The organism is Pseudomonas sp. 1L-E-NC-VB-C3 (assembly GCF_057291535.1).
The window spans coordinates 102,827-115,075 of sequence record NZ_JBXAWD010000004.1; the positions used below are offsets into that span (position 1 = coordinate 102,827).

The 12,249-nt window shown below is 61.3% G+C and carries 9 protein-coding genes; 5 read left to right on the forward strand and 4 right to left on the reverse strand.

Translation table 11 applies throughout. The annotated features are described in order from the left end of the window. Positions 1-149: 149 nt before the first annotated feature. Positions 150-782, reverse strand: coding sequence for an efflux system transcriptional repressor EmhR (gene emhR, locus AC0Z5Z_RS08275; RefSeq protein ID WP_016771330.1), 633 nt, complete (start codon positions 780-782; stop codon positions 150-152). Positions 783-1,048: 266 nt separating this feature from the next. Between emhR and emhA the strand changes: the two genes are divergently transcribed. From emhA to AC0Z5Z_RS08300, 5 genes are all read left to right on the forward strand, one after another. Continuing rightward, positions 1,049-2,206 (forward strand): efflux RND transporter periplasmic adaptor subunit EmhA, encoded by a 1,158-nt coding sequence (emhA, locus tag AC0Z5Z_RS08280; RefSeq protein WP_039762673.1) that lies wholly within the window; start codon positions 1,049-1,051, stop codon positions 2,204-2,206. A 3-nt stretch (positions 2,207-2,209) separates the two neighbouring features. Beyond that, on the forward strand, positions 2,210-5,374 hold the full coding sequence (emhB, locus tag AC0Z5Z_RS08285) for an efflux RND transporter permease subunit EmhB (RefSeq protein WP_252879566.1): 3,165 nt from the start codon (positions 2,210-2,212) through the stop codon (positions 5,372-5,374). After that, positions 5,371-6,831 carry an efflux RND transporter outer membrane subunit EmhC gene (gene emhC / locus AC0Z5Z_RS08290; protein ID WP_024011945.1) on the forward strand — a complete coding sequence of 487 codons (1,461 nt, stop codon included), beginning with the start codon at positions 5,371-5,373 and terminating at the stop codon, positions 6,829-6,831. The genes emhB and emhC overlap by 4 nt, the downstream gene beginning before the upstream one ends. A gap of 368 nt (positions 6,832-7,199) precedes the next feature. After that, positions 7,200-8,459: an OprD family porin gene (locus AC0Z5Z_RS08295; protein ID WP_305382365.1), complete on the forward strand. Its 1,260-nt coding sequence runs from the start codon at positions 7,200-7,202 to the stop codon at positions 8,457-8,459. A 292-nt stretch (positions 8,460-8,751) separates the two neighbouring features. After that, positions 8,752-9,558 carry a methyltransferase domain-containing protein gene (locus AC0Z5Z_RS08300; RefSeq protein WP_305382363.1) on the forward strand — a complete coding sequence of 269 codons (807 nt, stop codon included), beginning with the start codon at positions 8,752-8,754 and terminating at the stop codon, positions 9,556-9,558. A 103-nt stretch (positions 9,559-9,661) separates the two neighbouring features. On the opposite strand, the gene pcaC is transcribed toward AC0Z5Z_RS08300, so the two are convergent. Genes pcaC through AC0Z5Z_RS08315 form a run of 3 tightly spaced genes read right to left on the reverse strand, consistent with a single transcriptional unit; the run spans position 9,662 to position 12,232 of the window. Next, positions 9,662-10,054 (reverse strand): 4-carboxymuconolactone decarboxylase, encoded by a 393-nt coding sequence (gene pcaC, locus AC0Z5Z_RS08305; protein ID WP_007917093.1) that lies wholly within the window; start codon positions 10,052-10,054, stop codon positions 9,662-9,664. A 10-nt stretch (positions 10,055-10,064) separates the two neighbouring features. Continuing rightward, on the reverse strand, positions 10,065-10,856 hold the full coding sequence (gene pcaD, locus AC0Z5Z_RS08310) for a 3-oxoadipate enol-lactonase (protein ID WP_460137847.1): 792 nt from the start codon (positions 10,854-10,856) through the stop codon (positions 10,065-10,067). An 11-nt stretch (positions 10,857-10,867) separates the two neighbouring features. Then, positions 10,868-12,232 carry a 3-carboxy-cis,cis-muconate cycloisomerase gene (locus tag AC0Z5Z_RS08315; protein WP_150636440.1) on the reverse strand — a complete coding sequence of 455 codons (1,365 nt, stop codon included), beginning with the start codon at positions 12,230-12,232 and terminating at the stop codon, positions 10,868-10,870. Positions 12,233-12,249: the final 17 nt, after the last annotated feature.

The following is a 12,249-nucleotide window of genomic DNA, read 5'->3' on the forward strand; positions in this document are numbered from 1 at the left end:
TGGCGCAGGACAAGCGCAAGCAAACACCGTTTAACAACAGCGACACAATTTCCCTACAAAATCCACGACTCGCTACGTTTAAACTCCCCGCCGCGATGATCAGCCATGGCGGCTGATTGACATCCTGCCGGGCAATTGCGCATTTTGTTTCATTTGCGCAGGCTTGGGCTCAGGCGCAGCATGTCCAGCCCGGTGTCGACCCAGCGTTCAGCCTCGGCGTGCAGTTCGAAGCTGTCCGGGGCCAGCAGCCAGCCGTACAGCAGGCCGTCGATGTAGGCATGAATGCTGATGGCCGCGCGGGCAGTGTCGAGGTCTTCCGGCAACTGGCCGCGATTCACCGCATTACGCAGGGTCAGGCCGATGCGCAGATTGCAATCGAGACTGGCCGTCCGGCGCTGCTGGCGCAGATCGCACATTTCATCGGTGAACTCGCACTTATGAAACAGAATTTCGTTGATGCGCCGGGTTTTCGGGTCCAGTGCAACTTGATGAAACAAATGAATCAGCAACTGCCGCATGCAGCCCAGCGGGTCCGGTTCGTCCTCGCTTTCGCTGGCCTTGGCCAGTTCATCCAGCGGTTCGTGCAGGCTGTCGAGCATCGCCTGGACCAGATCGGCCTTGTTGCTGAAATGCCAGTAGATGGCGCCACGCGTCACGCCGGCGAGGGTCGCGATGTCCGCCAGGGTGGTGCGGGCAACCCCCCTTTCATAAAAGGCTTTCTCGGCCGCTTCCAGAATCTGGCTGCGGGTTTCCTGAGCTTCCTCTTTGGTACGACGGACCATGGCAGTAAAACCTCAAACAGGATGTTTCAGGGATGGCTGAATATCCGCTGAATAAAGAGGGGGCGATCTCTCGTGAATCGACTCCCCGGCCTACAATTTCAAACCTTGCGACGACTTTTGTAACAGGGTGGGTACGCGGCGCAGGTGTTTACAAACAACCATGAACGTAAGTATATTACTTAGCAAGCTACTTATCCACCCGGTGCCCGATTTTTACTCTTTCACACTTCTTGTGCGCTTCATGCGCGCCTGACCCGAGGATCTTCATGCAATTCAAGCCAGCTGTTACCGCTCTGGTCACTGCCGTCGCCCTGGCATCGCTGCTCAGCGGATGTAAAAAGGAAGAAGCGGCCCCAGCCGCTCCGCCCCCTCAGGTCGGCGTCGTCACCCTGCAACCACAAGCCTTTACCCTGACCTCGGAACTTCCGGGCCGCACCAGTGCGTTCCGCATCGCTGAAGTTCGCCCGCAGGTCAACGGCATCATTCTCAAGCGCCTGTTCAAGGAAGGCGCCGACGTCAAAGCCGGTCAGCAGCTTTATCAGATCGATCCGTCGGTCTATGAAGCGACGCTGAAAAGTGCCGAAGCCAACCTGCGTTCGACCAAGTCCATCTCCGACCGCTACAAGCAACTGGTCGATGAGCAAGCCGTAAGCCGTCAGGAATACGACACCGCATTGGCCAACCGCCTGCAATCGGAAGCGTCGCTTCAGACTGCGCAGATCAACGTGCGTTACACCAAGGTCTATGCGCCGATCTCCGGCCGTATCGGCCGTTCTTCGGTGACCGAAGGCGCACTGGTCAGCAATGGCCAGGCCGATGCAATGGCAGTGATTCAGCAGCTCGATCCGATCTACGTCGACGTCACCCAGTCGTCGGTGGAACTGCTGGAACTGCGCCGCGAACTGGAAAGCGGCCGTCTGCAGAAGGCTGGCGACAACGCCGCTGCGGTCAAGCTGACCCTGGAAGACGGCAGCCAGTACAAGCTCGACGGCAAGCTGGAATTCTCCGAAGTCTCGGTTGACCAGACCACCGGCTCGGTGACCCTGCGCGCCGTGTTCCCCAACCCCGATCACACCCTGCTGCCAGGCATGTTCGTCCACGCCCAGTTGCAGGCCGGCGTCAACAGCGCAGCGATCCTCGCGCCACAGCAAGGCGTGACCCGCGACCTCAAAGGCACCCCGACCGCACTGGTCGTCGGCGCCGACAACAAGGTCGAACTGCGTCAGCTCAAGGCCAGCCGCACCGTCGGCAGCCAGTGGCTGATCGAAGACGGCCTGAAAGCCGGCGATCGTCTGATCACCGAAGGGCTGCAGTACGTCAAACCGGGCGTCGAGGTCAAAGCGACCGAAGCGACTAACGTCGGCACCAAGAACCCGGCCCCCGCACAGGCAGCTGACAAAGCCGCCGGCGGCAAAGGGGAGTAACCCATGTCAAAATTCTTCATCGACCGTCCGATTTTCGCCTGGGTAATCGCCCTGGTGATCATGCTGGTCGGGGCACTTTCGATCCTGAAATTGCCAATCAACCAATACCCGAGCATCGCGCCGCCGGCCATTGCGATCCAGGTGACCTACCCGGGCGCGTCCGCACAAACCGTGCAGGACACCGTGGTACAGGTCATCGAGCAACAGCTCAACGGTATCGACAACCTGCGTTATGTGTCGTCGGAAAGTAACTCCGACGGCAGCATGACCATCACCGCGACCTTCGAGCAAGGCACCAACTCCGACACCGCGCAGGTACAGGTCCAGAACAAGCTGAACCTGGCCACCCCGCTGCTGCCGCAGGAAGTGCAGCAACAGGGTATCCGCGTGACCAAGGCAGTGAAGAACTTCCTGCTGGTGATCGGCGTGGTGTCGCGTGACGGCAGCATGACCAAGGACGACCTGTCCAACTACATCGTGTCGAACATGCAGGACCCGATCTCGCGGACCGCCGGTGTCGGTGACTTCCAGGTCTTCGGTGCGCAGTACGCGATGCGTATCTGGCTCGACCCGGCCAAGTTGAACAACTTCAACCTGACCCCGGTCGACGTGAAAAACGCCATTGCCGCGCAAAACGTCCAGGTGTCGTCCGGTCAGCTCGGTGGCTTGCCTGCCGTGCAGGGCCAGCAACTGAACGCGACGATCATCGGCAAGACCCGTCTGCAGACCGCTGAGCAGTTCAAGGAAATCCTGCTCAAGGTCAACAAGGACGGCTCGCAGGTTCGCCTCAAAGACGTGGCTGAAGTCGGCCTCGGCGGCGAGAACTACGCGATCAGCGCCCAGTTCAACGGCAGCCCGGCGTCCGGTCTGGCGGTGAAACTGGCCAACGGTGCCAACGCTCTCGATACCGCCAAAGCGTTGCGCAACACCATCGACAGCCTCAAGCCGTTCTTCCCGCAAGGCATGGAAGTGGTGTTCCCGTACGACACCACTCCGGTGGTGACCGAGTCGATCAAAGGCGTGGTGCACACCCTGGTCGAAGCGATCGCGCTGGTGTTCCTGGTGATGTTCCTGTTCCTGCAGAACTTCCGCGCCACCGTCATCACCACGATGACCGTGCCAGTGGTACTGCTCGGTACGTTCGGCATCCTCGCCGCCGCCGGTTTCAGCATCAACACCCTGACCATGTTCGGCATGGTGCTGGCCATCGGTCTGCTGGTGGACGATGCCATCGTCGTGGTGGAAAACGTCGAGCGGGTGATGAGCGAAGAAGGCTTGTCACCGAAGGAAGCGACGAAGAAATCCATGGGCCAGATCCAGGGCGCACTGGTCGGTATCGCCCTCGTACTCTCGGCGGTACTGCTGCCGATGGCATTCTTCAGCGGCTCGACAGGTGTGATCTACAAGCAGTTCTCGATCACCATCGTGTCGGCCATGGCCCTGTCGGTACTGGTTGCCCTGATCTTCACCCCGGCGCTGTGCGCGACCATGCTCAAGCCGATTCCGAAAGGCGAGCACGGTACTCCGAAGAAAGGATTCTTCGGCTGGTTCAACCGTAACTTCGACCGTGGCGTACGCAGCTACGAGCGCGGCGTCGGCAACATGCTGACCCGCAAGGCGCCGTACCTGCTGGCGTATCTGCTGATCGTCGTCGGCATGATCTGGCTGTTCACCCGCATCCCGACCGCGTTCCTGCCGGAAGAAGACCAGGGCGTACTGTTCGCCCAGGTTCAGACCCCGGCCGGTTCCAGTGCCCAGCGCACGCAGGTGGTCGTGGATGAAATGCGTGAGTACCTGCTGCGTCCGAACAAGGACGGTGGTGAAGCGGACGCGGTGGCTTCGGTGTTCACCGTGACCGGCTTCAACTTCGCCGGCCGTGGGCAGAGCTCGGGTATGGCGTTCATCATGCTCAAACCGTGGGGCGAACGTAACGCCGACAACAGCGTGTTCAAGCTCGCCGCGCGTGCCCAGCAACACTTCTTCAGTTTCCGTGACGCGATGGTGTTTGCCTTCGCCCCGCCAGCGGTTCTGGAATTGGGTAACGCCACCGGTTTCGACGTGTTCCTGCAAGACCGCGCCGGTATCGGTCACGAAAAACTGATGGAAGCGCGCAACCAGTTCCTTGGCATGGCGGCGCAAAGCAAGGTGCTGACCCAAGTGCGTCCGAACGGCCTGAACGATGAGCCGCAGTTCCAGCTGGAAATCGACGACGAGAAGGCCAGTGCCCTCGGCATCACCATCAGCGATATCAACAACACCCTGTCGATCGCGCTGGGCAGTAGCTACGTCAACGACTTCATCGACCGTGGTCGGGTGAAGAAAGTCTACGTGCAGGGCCAGCCGGATTCGCGCATGAGCCCCGAAGACCTGAAGAAGTGGTACGTGCGCAACGCCGAAGGCACCATGGTTCCGTTCTCGGCGTTCGCCAAGGGTGAGTGGGTCTACGGTTCGCCGAAACTGGCGCGTTACAACGGTGTGGAAGCGGTCGAGGTCCTCGGGGCTCCGGCGCCGGGCTACTCCACCGGTGAAGCGATGGCTGAAGTCGAAGCGATTGCCAAGAAGCTGCCGGCCGGTGTCGGTATCTCCTGGACCGGTCTGTCCTACGAGGAACGTCTGTCCGGCTCGCAAGCGCCAGCGCTGTACGCCCTGTCGCTGCTGATGGTGTTCCTGTGTCTGGCGGCGCTGTATGAGAGCTGGTCGATTCCGATCGCGGTCATGCTCGTGGTACCGCTGGGGATCATCGGTGCACTGATGGCTACCAGCCTGCGCGGTCTGTCCAACGACGTGTACTTCCAGGTGGGCTTGTTGACGACCATCGGTCTGGCGGCTAAAAACGCCATTCTGATCGTCGAATTCGCCAAGGAACTGCATGAACAGGGACGCAGCCTGCGTGAAGCGGCAATCGAAGCCTGCCGCATGCGTCTGCGCCCGATCATCATGACCTCGCTGGCCTTCGTTCTCGGTGTTGTGCCGCTGGCGATTTCCACCGGCGCCGGTTCAGGCAGTCAGCACGCGATCGGTACCGGCGTGATTGGCGGTATGCTCACGGCCACGATCCTGGCGATCTTCTGGGTCCCACTGTTCTTCGTTACTGTGTCGTCCATCGGTCAGCGTAAAAAGACCGACGCGGATGAGACTACTGAAACTCCTAAAGAGGCTGGCCAATGAGCAAGTCGCTACTCTCCATCGCAGTCGCCGCCTTCGTGCTGAGCGGTTGCTCGCTGATACCTGACTATCAGCAGCCTGAGGCTCCGGTCGCAGGCCAGTACCCGCAGGGGCCGGCATATTCGCCGGCCCAGGCTCCGGCGCAAGCCGCTGCCGAACAGGGCTGGAAGCAGTTTTTCCATGACCCGGCACTGCAACAGCTGATCCAGGTCGCCCTGGAAAACAACCGCGACCTGCGAGTCGCGGCGCTGAACATCGACGCTTACGCGGCGCAGTACCGCATCCAGCGCGCAGACCTGTTCCCGGCAGTGTCGGCCAATGCCGCCGGCAGCCGCCAGCGTCTGCCGGCCCGTGCCTCGCAGACCGGCGAGTCGATGATCAGCAGCTCCTACTCGGCTACCGTCGGCGTCAGCGCCTACGAACTCGACCTGTTCGGTCGGGTGCGCAGCCTGAGCGAGCAAGCGTTGCAACAGTACTTCGCTACCGAAGAAGCACGCCGCAGTACGCAGATCAGTCTGGTCGCCAACGTCGCCAATGCCTACCTGACCTGGCAAGCGGACAAGGAACTGCTCAAGCTGACGCAGGACACCCTCGGTGCCTTCGAAGAAAGCTACAAGCTGACCAGCCGCAGCAACGAAGTCGGTGTGGCTTCGGCGCTGGACCTGGCGCAATCGCGCACTTCCGTGGAAAACGCCCGGGCACAATTGGCGCGTTATACCCGCCAGGTCGCGCAGGACGAAAACAGCCTGACCCTGCTGCTCGGCACCGGTATCCCGGCCAATCTGCAAGCCGCCAAACCGCTGTCTGATGATCTGCTCAGCGACGTACCGGCCGGTCTGCCTTCGGACCTGCTGCAACGTCGTCCGGACATCCTCCAGGCCGAGTACAACCTGAAGGCGGCCAACGCTAACATCGGCGCGGCGCGGGCAGCGTTCTTCCCGAGCATCAGCCTGACCGCCAACGCGGGCAGCCTGAGCCCGGATCTGTCCGGTCTGTTCAAGGGTGGCTCGGGGACGTGGCTGTTCCAGCCGCAGATCAACCTGCCGATCTTCAACGCCGGCAGCCTGCGCGCCAGCCTCGACTACGCCAAGATCCAGAAGGACATTGGCGTGGCGAACTACGAGAAGTCCATTCAAACGGCCTTCCAGGAAGTCGCCGACGGCCTGGCCGCGCGCCAGACCTACACCGAGCAGTTGCAAGCGCAGCGTGACTTCGTGCAGGCCAACCAGGATTACTACCGCTTGGCCGAACGTCGCTATCGCATCGGCGTCGACAGCAACCTGACCTTCCTCGATGCCCAGCGTCAGTTGTTCAGCGCACAACAAGCGCTGATCACCGACCGCCTCGCGCAGCTGACCAGTGCGGTCAACCTGTACAAGGCCCTGGGTGGTGGCTGGAATGCGCAGACCGCGCAGAACGAAGCGCTGAAAGAAGAAGCGCCGAAGATGAAGCTGTTCTGATCCTCGGCTGAATACATCAAGCCCACCTTATTGGTGGGCTTTTTGTTTTTTGAAGATCAAAAGATCGCAGCCTTCGGCAGCTCCTACATTTGAAATGCGTTGCCCTGTAGGAGCTGCCGAAGGCTGCGATCTTTTGCTGTTCGATAACCGCCCAAAACCCGCTTTCAGCAATTGAACCTGAACACACAGTCCCTTCACCATTCGAACCAGAAAACCAATAACAACAAGGTTCGACACCATGCTCCAGCGCCCTGCCCCGCCCGGCTGACCGCCACCGCTGCATCTCAGACCTGCATCACGTTGCCTGCGCCGCACCCGCCGCGACAGCGCAGCCGTTCGCCCTAAAAAAACAAGAGAGACCCAAGTCCATGACAGTTTTCCCTGTGCCCTACGCATTGCCCGCTGTGATCGCCCTGGCCATCGCCGGTCTGGCCCTGCCGGCAAGCGCCGAAGAAGCCGGCTTCATCGAAGGCGCCAAGGTCAACCTCAACCTGCGCAACTTCTATATCAACCGCAACTTCACCAACCCGACCAAAACCCAGGGCAAGGCTGAAGAATGGACGCAGAGTTTCATCCTCGACGCCAAATCCGGCTTTACCCAAGGCACCGTCGGTTTCGGCATGGACGTACTCGGGCTGTATTCGATCAAGCTCGATGGCGGTAAAGGCACGGGCGGTACGCAGTTGTTGCCGCTGGACCATGACGGGCGCCCGGCGGACAACTTCGGTCGCACCAACGTCGCCTTCAAGGCCAGACTTTCGCAGACCGAGGTCAAGGTCGGCGAGTGGATGCCGGTATTGCCGATTCTGCGTTCGGACGACGGTCGCTCGCTGCCGCAAACCTTCCGTGGCGGCCAGATCACCTCCAAGGAAATCGCCGGCCTGACCCTCTATGGCGGCCAGTTCCGCGCCAACAGCCCGCGCGACGACAGCAGCATGAGCGACATGTCGATGACCGGCAAAGCCGCGTTCACCTCTGACCGTTTCAACTTCCAGGGCGGCGAATACCTGTTCAACGACAAGCGCACACAGATCGGCTTATGGAATGCGCAACTCAAGGACATCTACAGCCAGCAGTACCTCAATGTGCTGCACAGTCAGCCGCTCGGTGACTGGACGCTGGGCGCCAACCTCGGCTTTTTCTATGGCAAGGAAGATGGCAGCGCGCGTGCCGGCGATCTGGACAACAAGACCTGGTACGGGATGTTTTCGGCCAAGTACGGCGGCAGCACGTTCTACCTCGGCCTGCAGAAACTCACCGGCGACAGCGCCTGGATGCGCGTCAACGGCACCAGTGGCGGGACTCTGGCCAACGACAGCTACAACGCCAGTTATGACAACGCTCAGGAACGCTCCTGGCAGTTGCGTCACGACTACAACTTCGCCGCCATGGGCATCCCCGGCCTGACCCTGATGAACCGCTACATCAGCGGCGACAACGTGCACACCGGGACGATCACCGACGGCAAGGAATGGGGTCGCGAATCGGAACTCGGTTACACGGTGCAGAGCGGCACGTTGAAGGATTTGAACGTCAGATGGCGCAACTCGACCATGCGCCGCGACTTCAGCAACAACGAGTTCGACGAGAACCGATTGATCGTCAGCTACCCGATCAGCCTGCTTTAACCAAACATGCTCCACTGTGGGAGCGAGCCTGCTCGCGAAAGCGCTGCTTCAGTCGACATCTGTGTCGAATATGAAATGGCCTTCGCGAGCAGGCTCGCTCCCACATTTGATTCCCATCACAGATGCATGCCATTGGTCAGGCCATGTAGCGCTTTTGCGGGCGGCGGTTACAGTGAGCAAACCTGAAGGACTCAGGTGCTCCAACCCTTCACGCTTCCGTTTCGTAGTCGGTCTCCAGCTGTGCACCAGGTTGTCATCGGAAGACACCATTTGATCACCGGAGGATCACCTCATGATCACACGCCGCACCACTGCACCCGATTGGGACGCCAAGGCGTACCAGCAGTTTTCCCGTCTCAGACAACGTCCGGTCAACGAATTGCTCGACCGTATCGAACTGCAAAATCCCCAACGTATTTACGATCTGGGCTGCGGCACCGGCATTGCCACGCAGTTGTTGGCCAAACGCTGGCCGCGCGCGCAGTTGCAGGGCGTCGACAGCTCCGCGCAGATGCTCGTTGAGGCACGCTGCCTGCCGATCCGGGCGTTGTGGAAACATTGCGACCTGCTTGATTGGCAACCTGAGCAACCGGCGGATCTGCTGTTCGCAGCCGCCGTGCTGCACTTTATCGAAGGCCATGAAAAACTGCTGCCGCGCCTGCTCGGTTATCTGAATCCCGGCGGCTGTCTGGCGGCGCACATGCCGGACTGGCGCGATGCGCTGTGGTATCGGCTGATGCTCGACACCCTCGAAAACGGCGGCCCCGGTGGCACACCACTGGGCACACCTGAACTGCGCCAGCGCATGGCGGCGCGGCCGTTATTGGCACTGGAGGATTACTATCGGTTGCTCGCGCCCATGACTATGTCGCTGGATATCTGGGAGACCGAGCAGTTGCAGGTGGTTGACGGCAAGTCGCCGGTGTATGACTGGGTGAAGGTCTCGGCGCTGCGGCCGGTGATGCAGGCGTTGAGTTCAGCGGAACAGGCGCGGTTTATCTATCACTACCTGATGCGGGTGCATGAGCATTATCCGCAAGAGGGGGATGGGCATACGTTGTTTGCATTCAAGCGAATATTTATTGTCGCCAGGGTGTGATTCGTTACGGCCGCTACCGCTTTCGCGAGCAGGCTCGCTCCCACAGGGAAATGCATTCCAATGTGGGAGCGAGCCTGCTCGCGAAGGCGTCAGTGCAACAACCTCACTCGCGGGATTCAACCCCGAGTTCATCCCACACCGATTCGGCCAGATGAAACGTCGCGTTCGCCGCCGGTATGCCGCAGTAGATCGCGCTCTGCATGATCACTTCCTTGATCTCGCCACGGCTCACACCATTATTGGCCGCTGCGCGCAGGTGCAGTTTCAGTTCGCCCTCGCGGTTCATGCCGATCAGCATGGCGATGGTGATCAGGCTGCGGGTGTGCCGGGGCAGGCCCGGGCGGGTCCAGATGTCGCCCCAGGCGTGGCGGGTGATCATTTCCTGGAACTCCGAGTTGAACTCGGTCAGCGTGGTCAGGCTGCGATCGACGTGGGCATCGCCCAGCACCGCGCGGCGTACTTGCATGCCTTCGTCGTAACGTTGTTTCTCGTCCACAAAATCTTCCTCACTGAGCCTGCAAAAACGCCAGCACACGGTCGCTGAAATCGGCGCCGGCCTGCACGTTGGACAAATGCGCCGCATGGAACTCGGCGTACTCGGCGTCGCGCACATGGTCGCGAATGAAGTGCCCGCCGGACGGCGGCGTCACCGCATCTTCGCTGCCGGCAATCACCAGCAACGGCACGTTGATCGAAGCCAGTTGTTCACGAAAATCGGCATCTCGCACGGCCGCGCAGTTGGCCGCATAACCTTGTGGATTGGTCGCGGCGAGCATGTCGGTAATCTTCTTCGCCGCCTCGGGATGCGCTGCGGAAAAGTCCGGGGTGAACCAGCGCGCAATCGAGGCATCACGCAGTGCGACCATCGCCGCCGGGCCGTCACGCAACACGGTTTCGATGCGTGGATTCCATACCGACGGATCGCCGATTTTCGCCGCCGTGTTGCACACGATCAATTTGTGCAGACGATGGCCTGCGTTGATCCCCAGCCACTGACCGATCAGCCCGCCCATCGACAGCCCGCAGAAATGCGCGCGCTCGATGTGCAGCGCATCGAGCAGACCGAGTACGTCATGGCCCAATTGCTCGATGCTGTACGGCCCTTCGGTGACCAGCGATTGCCCATGGCCGCGCGTGTCGAAACGCAGCACGCGGTAATGCTCGGTGAACGCCGGCATCTGCGCGTCCCACATGTGCAGGTCGGTGCCCAGCGAGTTGGACAGCACCAGCACCGGCGCAGCGGCCGGGCCTTCTATTTGATAGTGCAGTTCGCCATCGGCGAGTTGAACGAAAGCCACAGCCCTCTCCTTCAGACATTCAAAGCGTTGTGTTCAGCCACCGCGCGCTCGACCCAGGCTTGCGCCTGGCCAAGGTAATGCGCGGGGTTCAGAAGATCATCGAGTTCAGCGCCACTGAGTTCGGCGGTGACTTGCGGCTCGTCAGCCAGCACCGCACGCAGATGGCGCTGCTCGGCCACGGCGCGTTTGCAGCATTGTTCGAGCAGGTGATGCGCGGTGTCGCGGCCGACGCGTTGGGCGAGGACGATGCTCACCGCTTCGGCCAGCACCAGGCCTTGGGTCAATTCGAGGTTGCGGGCCATGCGCGCCGCATCGACTTCCAGACCGTCGGCCAGCAAACGTGCCTGTTGCAGCGAACCGGACACCAGGCAGCAGATCTCCGGCAGGGTTTCCCATTCGGCGTGCCACAAACCGAGGCTGCGTTCGTGTTCCTGCGGCATCGCGCTGAACAGCGTCGACACCAGCCCCGGCACCCGCGTGGCCGCGCCGATCAGCACCGCCGCGCCGACTGGATTGCGTTTGTGCGGCATGGTCGACGAACCACCCTTGCCCGGTGCGGCGGGCTCGAACACTTCCGCCGCTTCGGTCTGCATCAACAGGCTGATGTCGCGGCCGAATTTGCCGAGGCTGCCGGCGATCAGGCCAAGCACCGCGCCGAACTCGACGATGCGGTCACGCTGGGCGTGCCACGGTTGCTCGGGCAGGGTCAGTTGCAGTTCCTCGGCCAAGGCTTCGGCAATCGGCAACGCCTGTTCCCCCAGCGCCGCGAGCGTGCCGGAGGCGCCACCGAATTGCAGCACCAGCAGCCGTGGCTTCAGTTGTTGCAGACGCTGACGGCTGCGCGTCACGGCGCCCAACCAACCGGCGATTTTCATACCGAGGGTCACTGGCGTCGCGTGTTGCAGCCAGGTGCGCCCGGCCAGCGGCGTGGCGGCGAAACGTTGTGCCTGAGCGGCGAGCGAGTCGGCCAGTTGTGCCAGTTGGTTTTCGATCAGCGCCAGCGCCTGGCGCAATTGCAAGACCAGCCCGGAATCCATCACGTCCTGGCTGGTCGCACCCAGATGCACATAGCGCTCGGCCTCGGCATCGCTCGAGGCGATCTGCTTGCCCAAGGCCTTGACCAGTGGAATCGCCGAATTGCCGGCCGTGGCAATCGCCTCGCCCAGCGCCGCGAAGTCATACAGGCCCGCGTCGCACGCTGCGGCAATCGGTGCCACGGCCGATGAAGGAATCAGCCCGACCCGCGCCTCGGCCCGGGCCAGCGCCGCTTCGAAATCAAGCATCGCCTGCACCCGGCCCTGATCGCAGAACACTTCGCGCATATCGCGGGCGGTGAAGTAGGCATCGAACAATTGATTGCCCGGTCGCTGAGTCATAAACAGTCCTTGCCGGC